This window comes from Pseudomonas sp. GL-R-19 (assembly GCF_019956375.1).
Lineage (GTDB): Bacteria > Pseudomonadota > Gammaproteobacteria > Pseudomonadales > Pseudomonadaceae > Aquipseudomonas.
In genome coordinates this window covers 13,405-33,154 of sequence record NZ_JAHBDJ010000077.1, presented here as the reverse complement: position 1 = coordinate 33,154, position 19,750 = coordinate 13,405, and the positions used below count along the sequence as shown (strand labels likewise).

Annotated in this window: 16 protein-coding genes and 3 pseudogenes; 12 read left to right on the top strand and 7 right to left on the bottom strand. The window is 58.9% G+C overall.

All coding sequences use genetic code 11. From position 1 onward, the window contains the following. Positions 1-8: 8 nt before the first annotated feature. Positions 9-365, bottom strand: a complete 357-nt coding sequence (locus KGA83_RS27020) for a hypothetical protein (RefSeq protein WP_108217702.1) — start codon at positions 363-365, stop codon at positions 9-11. 107 nt (positions 366-472) lie between these two features. On the opposite strand from KGA83_RS27020, the gene KGA83_RS27015 reads away from it, so the two are divergent. Together KGA83_RS27015 and KGA83_RS27010 are read left to right on the top strand one after the other, a co-directional pair. Beyond that, the gene (locus KGA83_RS27015; RefSeq protein WP_108217703.1) at positions 473-1,384 is read left to right on the top strand and encodes a LysR substrate-binding domain-containing protein; all 912 of its coding nucleotides are present in this window, start codon (positions 473-475) and stop codon (positions 1,382-1,384) included. A 2-nt stretch (positions 1,385-1,386) separates the two neighbouring features. Next, entirely contained in the window at positions 1,387-2,190 is an 804-nt protein-coding gene (locus KGA83_RS27010) for an SDR family NAD(P)-dependent oxidoreductase (RefSeq protein ID WP_223531273.1), read from the top strand. Between the two features lie 76 nt (positions 2,191-2,266). On the opposite strand, the pseudogene KGA83_RS27005 reads toward KGA83_RS27010, so the two are convergent. Beyond that, positions 2,267-2,578: pseudogene (locus KGA83_RS27005) on the bottom strand (hypothetical protein); the annotation flags it as partial. A 617-nt stretch (positions 2,579-3,195) separates the two neighbouring features. Here KGA83_RS27005 and KGA83_RS27000 point away from each other — a divergent pair. Together KGA83_RS27000 and KGA83_RS26995 are read left to right on the top strand one after the other, a co-directional pair. Then, a pseudogene (locus tag KGA83_RS27000) lies at positions 3,196-3,546 on the top strand (Arm DNA-binding domain-containing protein); the annotation flags it as partial. Between the two features lie 4 nt (positions 3,547-3,550). Continuing rightward, a pseudogene (locus tag KGA83_RS26995) lies at positions 3,551-3,793 on the top strand (chemotaxis protein); the annotation flags it as partial. A 193-nt stretch (positions 3,794-3,986) separates the two neighbouring features. On the opposite strand, the gene KGA83_RS26990 reads toward KGA83_RS26995, so the two are convergent. Continuing rightward, positions 3,987-5,180 (bottom strand): XdhC family protein, encoded by a 1,194-nt coding sequence (locus KGA83_RS26990; RefSeq protein ID WP_108217706.1) that lies wholly within the window; start codon positions 5,178-5,180, stop codon positions 3,987-3,989. A gap of 314 nt (positions 5,181-5,494) precedes the next feature. Between KGA83_RS26990 and KGA83_RS26985 the strand changes: the two genes are divergently transcribed. Further along, positions 5,495-6,145: a TetR/AcrR family transcriptional regulator gene (locus tag KGA83_RS26985; protein WP_108217707.1), complete on the top strand. Its 651-nt coding sequence runs from the start codon at positions 5,495-5,497 to the stop codon at positions 6,143-6,145. Positions 6,146-6,153: 8 nt separating this feature from the next. On the opposite strand, the gene KGA83_RS26980 is transcribed toward KGA83_RS26985, so the two are convergent. From KGA83_RS26980 to KGA83_RS26965, 4 genes are all read right to left on the bottom strand, one after another. After that, complete coding sequence (locus KGA83_RS26980) at positions 6,154-9,723, bottom strand: molybdopterin cofactor-binding domain-containing protein (RefSeq protein WP_223531272.1); 3,570 nt, start codon at positions 9,721-9,723, stop codon at positions 6,154-6,156. 14 nt (positions 9,724-9,737) lie between these two features. Next, positions 9,738-10,226 (bottom strand): (2Fe-2S)-binding protein, encoded by a 489-nt coding sequence (locus tag KGA83_RS26975; RefSeq protein WP_223531271.1) that lies wholly within the window; start codon positions 10,224-10,226, stop codon positions 9,738-9,740. Between the two features lie 247 nt (positions 10,227-10,473). Continuing rightward, a complete protein-coding gene (locus tag KGA83_RS26970; protein WP_223531270.1) occupies positions 10,474-10,938 on the bottom strand; it encodes a MarR family winged helix-turn-helix transcriptional regulator in 465 nt (154 codons plus the stop codon). A gap of 106 nt (positions 10,939-11,044) precedes the next feature. Next, complete coding sequence (locus tag KGA83_RS26965) at positions 11,045-12,097, bottom strand: 2,5-dihydroxypyridine 5,6-dioxygenase (protein ID WP_046043574.1); 1,053 nt, start codon at positions 12,095-12,097, stop codon at positions 11,045-11,047. A 343-nt stretch (positions 12,098-12,440) separates the two neighbouring features. Here KGA83_RS26965 and KGA83_RS26960 point away from each other — a divergent pair, with 343 nt between their 5' ends. The 7 genes from KGA83_RS26960 (at position 12,441) to KGA83_RS26930 (ending at position 19,621) form a co-directional block, all read left to right on the top strand. Beyond that, positions 12,441-13,589: an FAD-dependent monooxygenase gene (locus KGA83_RS26960; RefSeq protein ID WP_223531269.1), complete on the top strand. Its 1,149-nt coding sequence runs from the start codon at positions 12,441-12,443 to the stop codon at positions 13,587-13,589. Further along, complete coding sequence (locus KGA83_RS26955) at positions 13,586-14,404, top strand: alpha/beta fold hydrolase (RefSeq protein WP_223531268.1); 819 nt, start codon at positions 13,586-13,588, stop codon at positions 14,402-14,404. The genes KGA83_RS26960 and KGA83_RS26955 overlap by 4 nt, the downstream gene beginning before the upstream one ends. A gap of 30 nt (positions 14,405-14,434) precedes the next feature. Further along, positions 14,435-15,190, top strand: coding sequence for an Asp/Glu racemase (locus KGA83_RS26950; RefSeq protein WP_411741925.1), 756 nt, complete (start codon positions 14,435-14,437; stop codon positions 15,188-15,190). A 9-nt stretch (positions 15,191-15,199) separates the two neighbouring features. Continuing rightward, the gene (locus KGA83_RS26945; RefSeq protein WP_223531267.1) at positions 15,200-15,832 is read left to right on the top strand and encodes an N-carbamoylsarcosine amidohydrolase; all 633 of its coding nucleotides are present in this window, start codon (positions 15,200-15,202) and stop codon (positions 15,830-15,832) included. A 269-nt stretch (positions 15,833-16,101) separates the two neighbouring features. Then, positions 16,102-17,418 carry an MFS transporter gene (locus tag KGA83_RS26940; protein WP_223531266.1) on the top strand — a complete coding sequence of 439 codons (1,317 nt, stop codon included), beginning with the start codon at positions 16,102-16,104 and terminating at the stop codon, positions 17,416-17,418. Positions 17,419-17,623: 205 nt separating this feature from the next. Beyond that, complete coding sequence (locus KGA83_RS26935) at positions 17,624-18,916, top strand: OprD family porin (protein ID WP_223531265.1); 1,293 nt, start codon at positions 17,624-17,626, stop codon at positions 18,914-18,916. 447 nt (positions 18,917-19,363) lie between these two features. Next, complete coding sequence (locus KGA83_RS26930; protein WP_223531264.1) at positions 19,364-19,621, top strand: hypothetical protein; 258 nt, start codon at positions 19,364-19,366, stop codon at positions 19,619-19,621. Positions 19,622-19,750: the final 129 nt, after the last annotated feature.

The window sequence follows — 19,750 nt, the reverse complement described above, 5'->3', positions numbered from 1 at the left end:
CACTCTCCCTAGTTGATATTGATCTGCAGCGCCAATGCCCGGCGCTTGAAAAGATTGACCAGCCGCCACGACCGCAAGTTCGCGTGCCGCTCTACGGGCGCATCGACAGGCGATAGCTGCAACGTTCCCTCGCCGTCGATCAGGGCAAGCCCCGCCGACAGTTTCACTCGCTCACCGGGGCCGATCGAGAAATCGATGCCATCGGTGCTGATCCAATGTGTGCCACTGACCGCCCGTGTATAAATGTCCTGAGCGAAACGTACCGAGAGTAGTTGCGCCTTGGCCAGTGAAACCTGCAGCCATTGCTGGTCATCGAAACCCGACCTGCCCGTTGCTGTTTGCCGTGCACCCCATGCGTCGTCCATTGCACTCGTCCTCCCTCGGGCCAGAGACCTCACTATTACTTACACTATATGGAACCAACCGGCTAGAATATCGGTATTTTTTACCATAACCAGTAAGAATAAATTACATGTCGAGTGTTCCCCCGATCACCTGTCTGCGCAGTTTCGAATCGGTTGCAAGGCTGGGCAGTGTCACCGCCGCCGCCAAAGAACTGCATGTCACCCATTCGGCCATCAGCCAGCAGATCAAAGTGCTGGAAGAGATGATAGGTGTCACCCTGTTTGTCCGTGAGGGGCGCGGCTTGCGGGTCAGCGAAGACGGACGTCTTTACGCCTTGCAGATCCGCGAAGCGTTGAGCGACATCGCCGAAGCCACGCGACTGATCAAGACTCAGCCCAAATCCACTGAGCTGGTGGTTGCCGTTCTGCCATCGTTCGGCTTCAGTTGGCTGCTGCCTCGTCTGCCAAGGTTCCAGCAGTTGCAACCGCATATCAGCATTCGTCTACAGGCCAGTCTGGCTGTATCGAACCTGACTCGCGAGTCTGTCGATGTCGGTATCCGCATGGGCAAGGGCGATTGGGACGGGCTGGAGCACCGCCTGCTGTTTCACGATGAAACGGTCGTGGTTGCCGCCCCGCATTTCAATGATGGGGCGCTGCCGCAGACCCCCGAAGAGATCATCAGCAGCAACATCATCTTCAACATGGAGTCGTGGCAGCCGTGGTGCCAGGCGGCAGGCCTGGATCTTGATGCTCCGCGCATCGGCCTTTGCAGCAATGACTCCAACCTGGTGCTGCAGGCCGTGCGCCTTGGCCAGGGCATTGCGCTGGAGCGTCGCAGCCTTGTGCACGACGCTATCCAACGCGGAGAGCTCGTGCAGCTTTCCGAGTTCACAGCCCCCTACCCTTACCCCTACTGGCAAGTGCTGCCCAACCGTGAGCGCTCGGAAGCCAAGCAGCGGGAATTTTCCAGTTGGCTGGCCAGTGAAGTCGATGTCTACCTAAATGAACTGAACCCCGGAAACAACCAAACGGAGTGAGCATGGATCTGCACCTGAACGGTAAACGCGTGATCGTCACCGGCGGCAGCAAAGGCATTGGACTGGCCTGTACCCTGGCATTTGCGGCAGAGGGCGCACAGGTCGCGATCATTTCCCGCGACCGTGCCCATCTGGAGGCAGCCCGGGGCGAGTTCGCCAGGCGCGGATTACAGGTGATCACCCATGCCCAGGATCTGGCCTCGGCCGATGGTTGCGCGTCGACCATGGCGATCCTTGAGGAAGAACTGGGGCCGCTCGACATCCTGATCAACTGTGCAGGCGCAGCGAAGAAGCATGCACTCGATGCGCTGGAGCCGGCCCACTTCCACGCGGCCCTGCACGCCAAGTTCACGCCCTATCTGAACATGCAGAACGAGGCATTACAGTGTTTTCGCCGCCAGCGTGGCAGCGGTTCACGGGAGGACAAGGCTATTGTGAACATCATCGGCATTGGCGGCCGCCATGTGATGGCCAACCATCTGGCCGGTGGCCTGGCCAACGCCGCGTTACTGTTTCTCAACGCCGGCCTGGCCAACGCCTATGCGTCGAGTGCCATACGAATCAACGCAATCAACCCCGGCCTGACCCTTACCGAGCGCACGGAAAAAACCCTGGCCTTCGAGGCCGGGCTGGGCAATTCGACCGTCGAGGCCGTGTTGAAAGCCAAGGAAGCCGCACTGCCCATCGGGCGGCTGGCAAACCCCGAGGAAATCGCCGATGTTGCGCTGTTCCTGGCCAGCCCGCGAGCCAGTTACGTGACCGGAGCGGTCATCGACATGGATGGAGGGCTGCATCCGTCGCTATAGCGCCGTGACTGTTTGTGGTTACTGGATAAGCCAACCAGAAGTGCAGACAGCCAGGCAGCGATTCCCCCCCTCGAATCCCCCGGGCCAACTCCCAGTCCATGACACGCCGGTCGTACTGGGACTGCTCCCATCGTGCGGTGTGGAGGTAATGATCAACAACCTCATTGCCCAGGGCCTCGCGCAGCCAGATCGAATCCGAGCCGATTTCGATCGCCTCCCGCAGCGTCTTCGGAATTTCCGGAAGTTCGCTATCCCGATAGGCATCGCCGACAAATGGATCCGGCAAGACCAGCTTCTCGTCGATTACCGAAAGCCCAGCCGCGATCAGGGCGGCGAACGCCAGATAGGGGGAATTGCAGCGAACGCTGGCGATCCTCATGCTGCTCACAATTTTGGAATGATCTATTTCCGGGGAGATGGCGTCCTCTCAGATCCTTCCATATGACCGCTCAACTAATTACCCTGACCCACTTTCTGAGCTGCCTATACGGCAGTGAACTTACATATCTGATTCCATCGTCTGTTCGACTTTTTCAATCCCCCACCCCACCCCGGAAGACGTAGGCCACTCGCAAAAGCCGCAGTAATCCAGAGCAGTAATCCAGAGAGGTCTGTTTTGAACCGATAGGATGGGGTCCGCTTGCATTCGCACTGATTACTATCCAGTAACTGCCAACCCGACATAGCAGCGCAAGGCGCCAGCAAGTCTCAACTCACTACCATTTAACTACCAGAAAGCCTAAATCGCAGATATGAAAAAGCCCAACCTTTTCAGATTGGGCTAACTCATTGATAAATATGGTCGGGACGGAGTGATTCGAACACTCGACCCCTAGCACCCCATCTCCTTTTTCGTACTTCTTGAAAGCTTCCAAAATTTTACTCTGGATTTTTCAAAGCGAGTATTTACTTGAGTTCCAGCGGTGTTCTGCTCTGCGAGAGTCCAGTAACGTCCATCAAGAGCCGGCGTTTTTGTGGGGGGAAAAGTAGGGGGGAGTCCATTTCATGGCCAAAATTACCATCAAAGAACTCGAGTCGCTGACCGCTGAAGATGCCGGCCGAATCCTCAGGGAGGATGGCAATCTGGCCGGTCGAATTTCGGTGCGTAAGGACGGCGTGTCGGTCAGTTTTTTCTATCGGTATCGGTGGAGCGAGCAGAACAAAGAGTACGCCTGCGGAACCTGGCCGCGCAAATCCCTGACGGACATCCGCAAGGCCCGCAACCAGGCTCGAGCCCTCATCGATGAGCAGATCAATCCCAACGAACACAAGAAAACCGCCAAGGCACAGGCGTATGCCGCGGCTAACGTAGAGGCTGAACAACTAAAAACGACGAAGGTACAAACGCTGACCGTCCATTGCCGGCGAGCGCCTGAGCAGCGTGACCCTACGCATCGGCGAAATCGACGGCATGAACCAGTCGATGGCCACCGCCACCGAGGAGCAAACCGCCGTGGTTGACTCGATCAACATGGACATCAGCGAGATCAACACACTGAATCTGCAAGGCATGGAAATTTTTCAATCGACCTTGTGGGCCTGCTCAGACCTTGAGCAGCAGGTCGCGCGCCTGAAGCAATTGGTTGGCAGTTTCCGCATCTAAGCCTCATGCGCCAGAAGAACCGGCGCGCAACAACCGCTGCGGCGCAATCCAGGCTCGCGCCATCGAGGATAAAAACTCGAATTCAAAACCCATCGATATCAGGATCGTATCAACCGCTCGTACAGAGGACACAGCAGGTGATCTGCCAGTTTAGAAAGCCTGAACCGCAAAACTGCACAAGTCCCTGTAGCCGCTACGCTTCCATTTTCGCCTGCAGGCTACCCACCGCTGGAGAGTGGGTTGGCTCACAAGCTTGGTGAATGGTGGTCTTGCGGTATTTCAACATGCCGCCACTGCGCTCATTGAAGTAGGCCGTGATCTCGCCAACAATGGCCAGGGCCACGCTCGCCGGGGTATCGCCCCCCAAATCCAACCCAATCGGATAATGAAACCCGGGCACAACTTCTCGCAAACGGGCCGATGCGCCCATCTCATCAAGCAGTCGTTCTGTTCGCTCTCGAGGACCCAACTGCCCGACATAGGCAGGTGAACATTGCAAAACGTTTTCCAACCAATGCCGATCCTGTCGGAAGCTGTGGGTCATGATCACCACTGCGGCACCGTCGACAGCACTGGATAAGTCAAAAGGCTCGTCGATAGGCGCAACAATGACCTGGCTTGCTCCAGGGAATCGTTCCGGGCGAGCAAAGTGCGCACGCCCGTCCACCACCGTTACATGCCAGTTCAAAACCCTGGCGAACCGCACCAAAGGCTGGGCGTCATGACCCGCGCCAAAGATCATCAGTCGGCGCTGTGGCGCGATGTATTCAAGAAAGACCTCGACTTCATCGGCTTCGCTTCCGTAAATCATCAACTGAGATTTCTTGCGCGCAAGGGTACTGCGCAAATCACCCTGCAGGGTGTGTTGAAGCGCTTGGCAGTGGATGCCCTCACACTCGTTCATAAAGGCGTTCAGTCCCATTCGAGCACCGACTCGCACACGGGCTGTCCGACCCGCCGAAATGACCGTTGCCAGTGCTGCCGGTTGGCCGGTGGCCTTCACCCGTTGCAGCACATCGAGCAACAGACTCGGCTTGCCGGCATCATGGCGTTCCAGGAGTACATGCACGGTACCGTTGCAGCCCAGTCCAAACGTCAACGCCGCGTCTTCATCATCGGCGCCCCCATCTTCCTGGGCTGCAGTACTGTAACGACGAACCACTGCCCCGCCGGACTCGGTTAACCACCAGGCCTTCCTGGCCAATTCCTGTTCCAGACAACCACCGCTTATAGTTCCGACTGTCTGGCCAAAAAGCGGAATCAGCATCCTCGCACCCGGACGCCGATAGGCCGAGCCCTCGACCTTGACGACCGTGGCGAGTACAGCATCGATCTTTGTGCTGTTGGCTTGACCCAATGCATCGAGCAAGGCGTACAAATCAGACATGGCCACTCTCCCGGGTCAAATTCAGTTGATTTCTGCGCATCGTCTTCAAGTGATCGGCCCCTCGTTTGCGGGGAAAACAGCGTTGCCAACAACCCGACGAACGCAGTGAACGGGAGTACTATTCATTCCCTTGCATTCGTCGAAGAACAATGCGACATCGATCTGATGCATACGGTGTACGAGAAACCCCGGGGCGCCCAAAGAACCCCTTTGGCCGGAGTGCCCAGTTCAGAGATCGGTGGCGCACTACCACGGAATGTCAGGTCATTTCCCAGCCATAAATATCGCTACGCATAATCGTCAAGGGCAACAGCGTGAACAAAAAAACAGGTATCAGAGCCCAGCAGGCCGACCAGACCAAGGCTCGTATTCTCAAGGCCGCGGTCAAGGTCTTCACCCGTGATGGTTATGCGGGCGGGCGGATCGAACAGATTTCCAGTGAAGCCGAGTCCAATGACCGGATGATCTATTACTATTTCGGCAGCAAGGAAAACCTCTTTGTACGGGTGCTTGAGCACACTTATGAAGCATTCAACCAAGCCGAAAGCATGCTACGCCCGGACCTTTCGAACCCCGTGCAGGCCCTGCGTGATCGGGTAGCATTCGTCTGGCATTACTACGTTAAGCATCCGGAATTCGTCGCTATCCTCAATATCGAAAACCTGCACGAGGGCACGCACGCCAGGCAGTCCAGTGAGCTTCGTCGCTTGTCCGGCACCACGCTGGGCGTGATCACACCGATCATCGAAGCGGGTCAGCGGCAGGGGGTGTTTCGCCAGGACATCGACATCAATCACGTCTACTTGATGATCGCCTCACTCTGCTACTTCTATAACTCCAACCGGCACACCCTCACCTCATTTTTGGGTCAAGACCTGGCGGATCAAGTCCAGCAGCAGGACTGGCTGGCGTTCATCAGCGATCTGGTGGTGCGCGGCGTGCTGACACTGCCTGCGTCTCAGTGACTCTCTGATCAATGAGTTCCGGGATTGGCCCGCAAGTGCGCGACCTTCTGCTCCAGCCCTTGCCACGCAGGTTCCGCTGAGGCGAAGCGATTGCGCAGGTATGCCGTCAGTTCGGCGATCTGCCTGTTGGACAGGCTGTCCTTGAAGCCTGGCATATAACCAAGGTCCGGCGTTGCCGGGTTGGAGATGCCTTGCAAAATGACCTTCAGCAGGTTGTCTGGCAGCGTACTGTGAAGGTTGGTATTAGTCGCCAACGAGGGACTGACACCAAACAGTTTCGGCCCAAGACCATCGGCGTGACAGCCTTGGCAGGAACCTTCAAACACCCGCCGACCATTGCTCAACGACACTGCGGTGACACTGGGTTGCGCTACGGTTTGTGTGCTTGAGCGAGTCTGTGCTTGCGCCGTGCCATCGAGCGACGCGAGGTACACCGCCATCGCCCGTATGTCTGCTTTGGGCAGCTTCGCCAATTCGCTAACCACTCGCCCCATGGGGCCCGCCGCGACACCGTGGGCATCGGAATAACCACTGCTCAGGTAGGTGAACAATTGATCTTCAGTCCACGGCGTAGGCGATTTGGATAAGCCATTGAGCGCAGGGGCTTCCCAGCCATCGACCATGCCGCCCGCCAGGAAATTCTTACCGCCCTTCTCCGCGCCCATCAGGTTGCGCGGTGAATGACAGGCCGCGCAGTGACCCAACCCATTGACCAGGTAGGCGCCGCGATTCCACTGCTCGCTGCGTTGCGACTGCACCTGGATTTCACCCTTGCGCAGGAACAACGCGTTCCAACCCGCCATCAGCGGCCGCATATTGAATGGGAACTGCATGTCGTTGACCTTGGCTGGCTGGCTCACCGGGGCCTGTGACATCAAGTACGCGTACAGCGCCTGCATATCGGCGTCGTTGATATTCCTGAAGGCAGTGTAAGGAAATGCCGGATACAGATTCTTGCCATCGCGACTGATGCCATCGCGCATGGCCCGTTCGAACGCGGAATAGGACCAACTGCCAATCCCGGTTTTCGGGTCAGGTGTGATGTTGCTGCTGTACAGCGTTCCGAAAGGCGTCTGCATTGCCAACCCGCCCGCATTGGTCGCGCCGCCTGGCGCTGTGTGGCACACCGCACAATCGCCGACTGCCGCCAGCAAACGCCCTCGCTCCAGCGTCGCCGCAGACCAGGTGCCCGCGCTGGGTGGCGTGATCGGTGCGATTTCCGCACGCCAGGGCAAAGCCGTGGCAGCCACGCCAAGTATCGCGCCGAACGCTGCGAACAATGAGCCAAACAACCATTTCGAGCGCTTGGCCTTTGGCGAATCAGGGGGATTGGCATTCGCTTCGTCCGCCGAGCCTTTGAGCGCGGCCAGCACACGCTCAGCGGTGATCGGTAGTTCACGAAAGCGAATCCCGGTGGCGTCGTAGATCGCATTGGCTATCGCTGCCGCGCTCGGCACTGCCGCCGACTCACCCGCCCCCATGGGTGCTTCGTTCTGGCGCGGCATCATCAGCACATCGATTTGCGGCACCTGGGGGAATGTCAGGATCGGGTAACTGCCCCATTCCTTGCTGGCAACGGCGGACTCTTCAAAGGTCACGCGCTCCTTGAGCACGCGACTGGTGGACTGAATCACATTGCCGTGAATCTGATGCTGAACACCGGCCGGATTGATCATCATCCCTGCGTCATGACCGATCACTACGCGAGTGACTGACACTTCGCCGCTGCGCTTGTCCACCGCCACGTCCGCGACCCACGCCGCCCACGCCGCGCCGAAGCCTGGAAATTTGCTGTGAATGTAACGGGCATAGGCAAAACCCCGGCCACGAAGGATGTTGTCTTGTTCCGGGATTTGCATCGGCTGCGTACGCGGTGTCCATTCGGCGCGGGCAGCAGTGGCTTTGACCAGATCCGAGGCGCGCTCATCATTCAGATAACGCAAACGGTACTCGATGGGGTCGACACCCGCGGCAAAGGCCAATTCATCGATATACGACTCATGGGCGAAGGTATTGGGTAGCGCCGACACGCCCCGCATCCACGAAGCCCGAACAATGGGCGCCATGTCGTTTACGCTCACGCGCATGTGTTCAAAGTCGTAGGGTGGGATCGAGGTGCGGTCGCCCATTTCGAACATCGCCGCCACCGGTTCGACACGCCCCGTCAGCAGCAGTGCCAGGGTCGGTGCACCATTGGACGGGTAGCTGGTCTGGAAATCGTAACCGGCCACCCCGCCATCGGCATTGATGCCGCCATCGACTTCCATCAGTTGCGCCGTGCCCTTGGGCTCCCAGACATGCTCCTGCTCGCGGGTCAGTTGCACCCGTACCGGCAGGCCGACGGCCCGGGACAGCAACACCGCATCGGCGCAGACGTCGTCGGCGCAATTACGCCCGTAACAACCTGCCGCTTCCATGCGGATGATCTCGATCCGCTCTTCCGGGTACTCCAGCAACCATGCAAGGTCAGCGCGCAGCAAGTGCGGATTTTGTGTGCCCGACCAGACGCGAATGCCATCCTCGTGATAATCCGCCAGTGCGCATGAAGGGCCAATGGAGCCGTGCATCTGATACGGCCACAGATAGGTGCGAGTCATGCGTTCGCTGGCCTGCTCCAGCGCCTGGTCTACATTGCCCTTGTCCAGCACTACGCGCTGTACCCGGGGGTTGTCGCGAATGGCCTGAGCAACGTCATCCATGTTCGGCAGTTTGTGGTTCCAGGCTTTCCAGGTGACTTTCAGCGCCTGGGCGGCCTTCGCGGCCTGCTCTTCACGCAGGGCGACCACGCCGACAAAATCGCGAATCACCACCACCCGCACGATGCCGGGAATGTGCGCGATGGAGGACTCGTCCACCTCCAGCAGGCTGTTGCCGACGAAATCACCGCTGTCGAGCCCGGCATAAGGCGGGCGAATCACCCGGCCATGCAGCATGTCCGGCAGCCGCATGTCATGCACGTAGGTCAGCTCACCGGTGGCTTTGCCCGGAATGTCCACCCGCGCTGCGCCCTTGCCCACCAGCCGATAATCTTCCAGACGCTTGAGCGGCGCATCACCGGAAATCGTCAACTGGTCACGCTCGTCCTCCACCAGTTCGGCAAACGTGAGCTGGCGACCGTCTTCGCTGCTGATTACCCCGCTGTTTATCCGTAAGGTGTCAGCCGCAACGGCAAAACGCCGGGCCGCTCGATCCAGCAAAAATCGTCGGGCTTCAGCCGCGGCGTTACGCAAGGGGATGGCCGAAATCTGGATCGTCGCACTGGCGATGGTTGCGCCCTGGTTCGGCGCACTGTCGGTATGACCAAGGACCATACTGACTTGGTCCAGCGACAGATCCAGTTCTTCGGCGACAATTTGAGCCAGCGCAGTACGGATCCCGGTGCCCAAGTCCACGTGGCCGTTGAACGCATAGACCTTGCCATCGTCATTGACCGCAAGGAACAACGCTAGCTCCTTGGGTTTGATGACGGGTACACCACCTTTGGCGACGGGGCCGGACGGTGGCTGTATCTGATCGACGACCAACAAAACGCCAGACTTGGCCAACAGCTGATCACGGGTGAGCGTTGCATGAGTCATTGTCATCAATCCGTTCAAGGCTTTTGACGGGCGGCACGCAGTACCGCACGAAGAATTTCGATATGGGTGCCGCAGCGGCAGAGATTGGCCGACAGTTCGTTGCGAATCTGTGCCTCGCTGGGGTGCGGGTTGCGATCGAGCAAGGCCTTGGCGGTCATGATCATGCCGTTCATGCAGTAGCCGCACTGCGCCGCCTGCTCCTCAATGAAGGCCTGCTGCACCGGGTGCGGATGCTCACGGGTACCAATGCCTTCGAGGGTGGTGATTTCCCGGCCCTCGGCGCTGGACAACGGAAACACACAAGCCCGCGCCGCAACACCATCGATGATCACCGTGCAGGCGCCGCACTCGCCCAGGCCACAACCATATTTCGGGCCGTTGAGCTGTAAATCGTTACGCAGTACCAGTAACAGCGGCGTGTCGGCCATGGCACAGACCGTAGTGGTCTGGCCATTGACGTGAAGCGTCACGGTCTTTTCCGGCACCAGTGCTTGCTCACTCATGTCGCACTCTCCAGTGTGTTACCGCTCGCTCTCTTGATGAAACGCGGCTTTTTATTAAGTAATCACTACATGAAAATGGCGTGACCGGTACCGCATGCGCAGGCTGCGCAGTGCCACGCGGGTTCTAGAGCTTGATGAGGGGGATGGCTACCCGACTCCTCACGTTACCCCTGACTACATTTTTTTCATGAAGTATCCACTTCATGAATCAGACGCAAGAAGAATGCCAGGGGCGGTTTCTTACTCGTCAATCGTCGGCGTCATCGATCATCTTGCGCAGCAGATACAGCATCGCAACGCGCTCGGCCGGATTGAGATTACCCATGGTCAGTTCGCTGACGCGGGCAGCATGAGGCACGGTGTCACGCACTAATTGATGGCCACTGTCGGACAGGCCAACGATGACTTTGCGCCGATCTTGAGGGTCTGGCTCCAGGGTGATCAGGTCGCGCGCCTTGAGCCGCTCGACGATGCCTCGAATGGTTGCCTGGTCCACCGCAGTGGCCTTAACCAGCTCGGTCAATGAGCTAGGTCCGGCATCACGCACGGCGCACAGCGTGATGAACTGCACAGCGGTCAGCTGCGAATCGTCGACGTTCTGCTGGAAGATCGCCATGTTGCGCTGGTAAGCCTTGCGCAGCAAATGACCGACCTGCTCGGAAAAGGCATAGGGCGCGGTTGTCTGTGGGGTGTTGTCTGTCGTATCCGGCACGGCGGGCTCTATCAAAAAAAAGTAAGTGGCGTTTACATTAACCTGCGAGGGGGATCAAGGTAACTCAATCGTGGTGGGTCACTGTCCCGTGCCCCCCTCTTTTATATCACCGCGCGATAGAGGCCTGCGGCGCTACCACATCACCGCCCAGGACCACCGCCTGATCATCGAGGTAGATATCGCAATGGCGTAGCGGGATGTCCAGGTGACACGGGGTTTTTCGGGTACCGCCCACCTCGGTATTGGGCCCGGTGGAGAACAGGAAGTTGCCGTAGAACGCCCGGGCATCCATGCACATGCCGTCGTTTTTGTCATGCAAGCCCATGGCGGTCCACTGCGCACGCGGCTGCAAACCCCAGCCGATATGGGAGATGCCGTACACCTCGGGGTCGTTGAAGTACTTCATGTAGTCACGCAGGTATTCGGCCTCGAAGCCACCATGGATCGAGGTAATGAAGCCCTTTTCGATTTCCAGGGTGATCTTCTCTCGCGAGTAATTCTTGAACGGCAACAGGATATCGCCGACGTCGATCACCAGTACGCCCTCGGCGGTTTCCTCGTTTGGCCAGGAGAATAGAAAACCGCTGGGCCAGTGATCCCAACGCCCCGGTTCATCCGCAAAACCGTACTCGGTGACCGCAGGGTATTGCCCGAGCAACGCCTTGAAATCACTGCCGGCCCTGGACTTCACGTGGATCGAGCGCGCCTGCTTCAGCAGCTTCTCGGCCGCCATCACCCGCTCTTTGTCCGCCAGCGTAGGCAGCATCCGCGCCAGCACTTCCGGTGGTTCGACCGCCAGCAGTATGCGCGTCCCGGTCTTGAGGATCTGCTCCTGCTCCGGCGAGTGCAGCAACATCATGGTGTCGACCACGAGGTCCGCCGCTTCCAGCGCCCGTTGCGCGGCGATATTGCCGGTCAGCGCGGTGTCGCCGCAGTAAGCGGTCATGTCGTTGCCCATGGCCATCGGGTGATTGAATGACGGCAACTCGACCGCATAGACCTTGGCCCCAAGACGCTGGGCGGCGTCCATGGCCGCCCGCACGGTACGCGAGTCGGAGTAGTGGCTTTTCAGCACCGCGACACTTTGAGTGGAGTCCACTTTCGACAGTTTCAACACGTGTTCAAACATCTGGGTCAGTTCGCAATCGCTTACCGGCATTTCTTGTCTTCCTCTTAACCTGTTGAGTTCGTTCGAGCCTCGCGCCCTGCGCACCAAAGCAAGGCAGCGGGCTTGGCAGCTGCACGAATTTAAAGTGTATACGCTATTTAATGACGATAGCACAACAAATTAACGGACGGCTCAAGAGAAGGAGCGAAACGTTACAAAGCGACACGCACCCGCTATTTATAGGTTACGAAGCGTTACGCGTACCGTTTATCGTTGATTTTTATTTTTAAAGCGGCCTCTTCCATTCGAAAAACAATAGCGTATACACTCCAATTCGCGGCGAGACGACAACCCGATCTCACCAGCCAAATATTCAAATCGAAGGAAAAGCCCCATGCGAAACAAACAAAAAATCGCAATCGTCGGCGCCGGTCTAGGTGGCGCTGCTGCTGCAACGCTGTTACAGAAAGCCGGGTTCGAAGTCGACGTTTATGAACAGGCGCCAGAGTTTTCCCGTATTGGTGCGGGCATCCACATGGGCCCCAACATCATGAAAATCTTCCGCCGCATGGGCATTGAGCAGAAGTTGAGCGACATGGGCTCGCACCCTGATTTCTGGTTCAGCCGCGACGGCGCCAGCGGTGACTATCTGTCCCGCATCCCCTTGGGTGAATTCGCTCGCAAGGAATACGGCGCGGCTTATATCACCGTGCACCGCGGGGACCTGCATGCACTGCAAATGTCAACCATTGCGCCGGGCACTGTGCACTTCAACAAGCGCCTGACCGGGATCGAGGAAACCGATGATCTGGTGCGCCTGCACTTCAGCGACGGCACCACCACCGAGGTCGACATCGTCATCGGCGCCGATGGCATCAACTCCAAAATTCGCGAAGAGTTGCTCGGAGCGGAAAGACCGCTGTACAGCGGCTGGGTTGCCCACCGCGCCTTGATTCGCGGCGAGGTGCTGGCCAAGTACAACATGGACTTTGAAAACTGCGTGAAGTGGTGGAGCGAAGATCGTCACATGATGGTCTACCACACCACCAGCAAGCGCGATGAGTACTACTACGTCACCGGCGTACCGCACCCGGCCTGGGACTTCCAGGGCAGCTTTGTCGATAGCAGCCGCGACGAAATGTACGACGCATTCCAGGGCTATCACCCCACCGTTCAAGCGTTGATCGAATCCAGTGAAAGCGTGACCAAATGGCCGCTGCTCAATCGCAACCCGCTACCGCTCTGGAGCCGTGGACGGATGGTGTTGCTGGGTGATGCCTGCCACCCGATGAAACCGCACATGGCGCAAGGCGCGGGCATGGCCATCGAAGATGCCGCCATGTTGACCCGCTGCCTGCAGGAAACCGGGCTCACCGATTACCGCACCGCGTTCAAGCTATACGAAGCCAACCGCAAGGACCGTGCCTCGCGAGTACAGGCGGTGTCCAATGCCAACACCTGGCTGCGCGCACAGGAAGATCCGGCCTGGGTCTATGGTTATGACCTCTACGGCCACCCACTGAAATCGGAAGTGGCCGCATGAGCACCTTCATTCAGGGCGGCAACGTTCAAGCCAATGGTATCCGACAGCACTACCTGCGTTATGGCGGTCAGGGCAGCACCGGCAAACCGATAGTGTTGCTGATTCCCGGCATCACCAGCCCGGCTATCACCTGGGGGTTTGTCGCCGAGCGCCTGGGCCAGTATTTCGATACCTACGTACTCGACGTTCGTGGCCGCGGCCTGTCCTCCACCGGACCGGAACTGGACTACGGCACCGACGCCTGCGCCGATGACATCGGCGCATTCGCCAAAGCCATGGGCATCAATGCCTATCACCTGGTCGGCCACTCCATGGGCGCGCGGTTTGCCGTGCGCAGCGCCGTACGCAATCCAGAAGGTCTGCAAAGCCTGGTACTGATCGATCCTCCCGTCTCCGGCCCCGGCCGGCGCGAGTACCCGAGCAAGCTGTCGTGGTACGTGGACTCTATCCGCCAATCACTAAGCGGGATGGACGCCGATGCCATGCGCGCCTTCTGCCCGACCTGGACCGAGGAGCAGCTCCAAGTACGCGCCGAGTGGCTGCACACCTGCTACGAACCGGCCATCGTCCGCGCCTTCAACGATTTTCATGACGTGGACTTTCATCAAGATCTGCCGCACCTGCCTGTCCCTGCCCTGCTGATCGTTGCCGGTCGCGGCGGCGTAATCCAGGCCGGGGACGAAGCGGAAATTCGCGACCTGCAACCCGCGATCCAGATTGCTCACGTTGAAAACGCCGGGCACATGATTCCGTGGGATGACCTCGAAGGTTTTTTCGCGGCTTTCGGCGATTTCCTCGGCCAGCCCCTGACCTGAATTCAACGCACGTTGCAAAGGAGATAGCTTGTGATCAAGCCTTATCGTATCGGCCAGATTGTGCCGAGCTCCAACACCACCATGGAAACCGAGATCCCGGCGATGCTGGCAGCACGCCAATTGATCCGCCCCGAACGCTTCACCTTTCACTCCAGCCGCATGCGCATGAAGCAAGTGCGCAAGGAGGAACTGGCGGCCATGGACGGCGAGTCCGACCGCTGTGCCATTGAGCTGTCGGACGCCAAGGTCGATGTACTGGGTTATGCCTGCCTGGTCGCAATCATGGCCATGGGCCTGGGCTACCATCGCCAGTCCGAGAAACGCCTGCGCCAGGCCACCGCCGACAACGACGGTAACGCACCGGTCATCACCAGCGCCGGCGCCTTGATCGATGGCTTGAAAGTAATGGGCGCCAAACGCATTGCCATTGTCGCGCCGTACATGAAGCCGCTGACCGAGCTGGTGGTGGATTACATTCGCGAAGAAGGTTTCGAGGTGGTGGACTGGCGCGCCCTGGAAATTCCCGACAACCTGGCCGTCGCCCGCCACGACCCGGCCAACCTGCCCGCCATTGTGCGCGACATGAACCTTGAAGGCGTGGATGTGATCGTCCTGTCGGCCTGCGTGCAGATGCAATCGCTGGGAGTGGTCTCACAAGTCGAGGCCGAAACCGGCAAACCGGTACTCACCGCCGCCATCGCCACCACCTACGCCATGCTCAAGGCACTGGACCTGGAGCCCATCGTTCCGGGTGCGGGCGCGCTGCTGTCTGGCGCTTATAAATAGGAGCGTGTCATGAGCCAAGAACAAAGTGCCGACGCCAATTATCAGGGCGTGTGGGGCCAGCGCATCGGCTTTGGCAATAAGCCTGCGCTGTTGATGATCGATTTCATGCAGGGCTATACCCAAGAAGGCGCACCGCTGTACGCGCCAGGCGTGGTCAGCGCTGTAGCCGAGAGCGTCGAACTGCTAGCCTGCGCCCGGCAACATGAAATCCTGGTCGTGCATACAAACATTCGCTACCACCCAGGGCATTTTGCCGACGGCGGCATGTGGGTCAAAAAAGCACCCGTCATGAAAGATATGGTCGAGGGCAACCCACTGGCTGCTTTCTGCGAGCCAGTGCTGCCCAACCCCGATGAAGTGGTCATCAGCAAGCAATACGCCAGCTCGTTTTTTGGCACCAGCCTGGCGTCGATGCTGCGCGCCAAAGGTATCGACACCGTAGTACTGGCGGGTTGCTCAACCAGTGGCTGTATTCGCGCGACGGCGGTAGATGCCGTGCAGCATGGATTCCGGACCATCGTTGTTCGCGAATGCGTCGGCGATCGACACCCCGCACCACACGAAGCCAACCTGTTCGACATTGATAGCAAGTATGGCGATGTGGTGAGTAAACAGGAGGCCATGACGCAGTTCAGAAAATGAGAGGGCCATTGGTTTTCCCGGGCTAATACAGTGCCCTCCCGGGCAAGCCTGCAACCCCCACAGATTCACGGCTTTACCGAATAACCGGCAGAAATGGATATCTGCCGTAGAACCAGGCCGTAGAGCACTGGTCGCCAAATACTGAGCAAGGGTCGACATCAAACCCTGCCCAGTCTTCTGACACTGCCTTTGGAAGCCGCCGACCGGTGCTACCAAAGCATTGATCCGCGGCTAAACAACAATCACAAAGTCACCGCCAGGAGACACCCATGCCCTCTGCAAATGTAGGTACACCCACTGCGACCACCGTCGCAGACCCAGTCCAGGCGCTTTACCGCAAGATCACCTGGAAGCTTATTCCCTTCCTCTGCTTCTGCTATCTGGCCTCCTATCTGGACCGGATCAACGTCGGCTTCGCCAAACTGCAAATGCTCGAGCATCTGCACTTCAGCGAAACGGCTTTCGGCCTGGGCGCCGGTCTGTTTTTCGTCGGCTATATCATTTTCGAGGTTCCGAGCAATCTGGTCCTGGAAAAAGTCGGGGCGAAGATCTGGATCGCCCGCATCATGATCACCTGGGGGCTGCTCTCGGCCTGCACCATGCTCGTCACTTCCACCACACAGTTCTACATCCTGCGCTTCCTGCTCGGCGCCGCCGAAGCGGGCTTTCTGCCGGGAGTGCTGTATTACCTGACCACCTGGTTCCCGACCTATCGCCGCGGCCGCATCATCGCCTTGTTCATGATCGGCCTGCCGTTGTCCAGCGTGCTCGGCGGCCCGCTGTCCGGCTGGATCATGGGGCATTTCGATAACGCTGGCGGCCTGCGCGGCTGGCAGTGGTTGTTCCTCCTCGAAGCGATACCCAGCGTGTTGCTTGGTGTGCTGACCTTCTGGGCCTTGCCGAACAACTACCGCAAGGCCAAATGGCTCAATGATGACGAGAGAAACCTGCTGGAACAGGAACTGCGCGCCGACGACGCCGACTCCACCGGCAGCAAGCACAGCTTTCGCGACGGTTTCTTCAACCTGAAGGTGTGGATGCTCGGCGGCATCGACTTCTCGATCCTGCTCAGCGCCTATGCCATGGGGTTCTGGATGCCGACCTTCATCCGCAACGCAGGCGTCGTCGATACCTTTCACATCGGCGTGCTCACCGCGCTGCCGAGCATCGCCGCGTTGCTGGGCATGCTGTTGATCGGCGCCAGCTCCGACAAACACCGCGAACGCCGCTGGCACATCATCGTGCCCTTTCTGGTGGGCGCGGCAGCCATGGCCAGTGCGCCCTTCTTTGTCGACAACGTGGTGGCGACCGTGGCGCTGTTCGCTATTGCATCGGCGGCGATCATCGGTGCGGTGCCGGTGTTCTTCAGCCTGCCGGCAACCTTTCTCAAAGGCACCGCGGCGGCCACCGGCTTCGCCCTCGCCTGCTCGGTGGCGAACATCGCCGGGCTGGTCAGCAACTCGCTGATGGGCGTGGCCATCGACGTCACCGGCAGCAGCGCCGGCGCACTGTGGTTCTTCGCCGGCTGCCTGATTCTCAGCAGCTTCCTGGTGATCGCCCTGCCGGCCAAGCTGGTCAATCGTTGAGACACGCCAGCCAGGCGACTGCGTGTCCTGGTGTGAGTCGCAAGGGGATCTCATACAGCCCCCCTTGCGGCTGATCCCACCAACGCGGAGCAGCTCAAGCCAGGCCCGCGAGCCATCAGCCACCTCATGTTCAAACCCCTCCTGCGGACAGGCCTCGACCTCGTCTGACGGGAGGCGCTTTGTCCTCATTCCAGAGATCAACAGCATGCACACTCCTGCACTGCGCAAAGCCCATGCAATCAGCGGCACCCTCGGCGGCTGCCTGACGCTGGGCCTGGCCCCGCCACTGCTGGCCGAAGAAGCCGGCTTCATCGAAGGCGCGACGGCCAACCTTCAACTGCGCAACTACTACTTTAGCCGCGACTTCTCCGACATCGTCGGCCCCAACAAGCAATCCAGGGCCGAGGAGTGGGCTCAGGGCTTTATCCTTGATGCCCGCTCAGGCTACACACAGGGCAGTATCGGTGTCGGCGTGGACGTGCTCGGCCTCTACGGTGTCAAGCTCGACAGCAGCCCGAGCCGGGCCAGGACCGGACTGCTGCCGACACACGACGACGGCAGATCCGCCGATGAGTACGGCCGCCTGGGTGCGGCGATGAAACTCAAGGTCTCCGGCACTGAACTGAAGGTTGGTGAGCTGCGGCCCAACCTGCCGGTACTGGTCTACAGCGATCTGCGCCTGCTGCCGCCGACCTACCAGGGCGCTTCGCTGGTTTCCAACGAATTCTCCGGACTAACCGTAAACGCTGGCCAACTGCACTCCACCAGCCTGCGCGACTCGAGTAACACCCAGGAGATGTATGCACTGATCAATGACCCGATCAACCCGGCGCGTATCGCCAATTTCACCAGCGACCGCTTCAATTATCTGGGTGCCGACTACAGTTTCAACTCCAATCGCACCAGCGTCGGTCTCTGGCAGGCGCAACTGGAAGATATCTACCAGCAGCGTTACTACAGCTTCAAGCACGCCGAGCCAGTAGGTGACTGGACGCTAGGCATAAGTGTCGGCTACTTCGATGCCCGCGACGACGGCCGGAGCATCGCCGGCAAGCTCGATAACCATGCACTGTTCAACCTGTTGTCGGCGAAGCGCGGCGGCCATACCTTCTACCTGGGCTACCAGCAGATCGGCGGTGATGATGGTTTCATCCAGGTTGGCGCCAACACCAACCCGCTTGGCAACACCCTGCCTACCTACGAGTTCGCCGCACCGGATGAACGTTCCTGGCAAGTCCGGCACGACTACGACTTCGTCGCCCTCGGAATTCCCGGTCTGACCACCACTCTGCGCTACGTGACTGGAGACAACGTCACCACTGGGCGGGGGTTTGAAGGTCAGGACTGGGAGCGCGATCTGGATATTGGCTACGCTGTCCAGAGTGGAGTGCTGCGTGGAGTGGGTATCCGCATCCGCAACGCTATTGCGCGCTCCAACTACCGTAGCGATATTGATGAGAACCGGCTGATCCTCAGCTATAACATCAGCCTTTTCTGATAGCCGTACCCGCCGGAACTTTCAGGCAGAGTAAGCCAAGAACCTGGGCACCATCAGCGACGGTGCCCAGGAGCCGACATGGCGAAGCAGAGCCTCAGCGAGCATCATCACCCTCGGGAAGATCACCCCGTGGAGAACCGACGGTTGAGGCGCCACTACACAAGGACCCAACATAAATCAGTAGCACACTTCGGGCAGACGCTACGCTTCCATTTTCTCCTGCAGGCCGCCCACCGCTGGAGAGTGGGTTGGCTCACAAGCTTGGTGAATGGTGGTCTTGCGGTATTTCAGCATGCCGCCACTGTGTGTTCACGCCGACACCGAATTGACCCACGTGCCGGCGCAAGACTGCCCCACCTCCAAAAAGCCCAGCGGGTGGGCTGGGCTTTTGGCTGAGATCCAATTTACTTTTTCTTCACTAGTTCAGATGCAAACAAGGAATGTGGAATGCCCACCCTCACCTTCAAATGTCTCGGCCACACCAAGCGGGATGACGGCCTGATTGGGCGCTACCACCTAGAAGTGACCGATATCCGGAGTGGCAAGACCGCCACGGTCTCAGTCGAGCCCAGGCACCTTGCCTCGGCCCGAAGCATGAAAAGGATCCTGCTGGATCGGTGCATGTTCTACAGAGCAACGCGCGAGGAGCACGATCAGATGCTGCTCGGAATTCTTGATCCGCAGTCTGCAGCAGCCCAAGAGTAGTCCGGCCCGCTGGGATTTCCCACGCATTGAGCTACGAATTCGCCGCCGAACTCTTCACCGCATTGATCACCGCATTCTTCTCCGTATTCAACTACAGGTTGAATAGCGCACCAATTTTGGTACACTCAC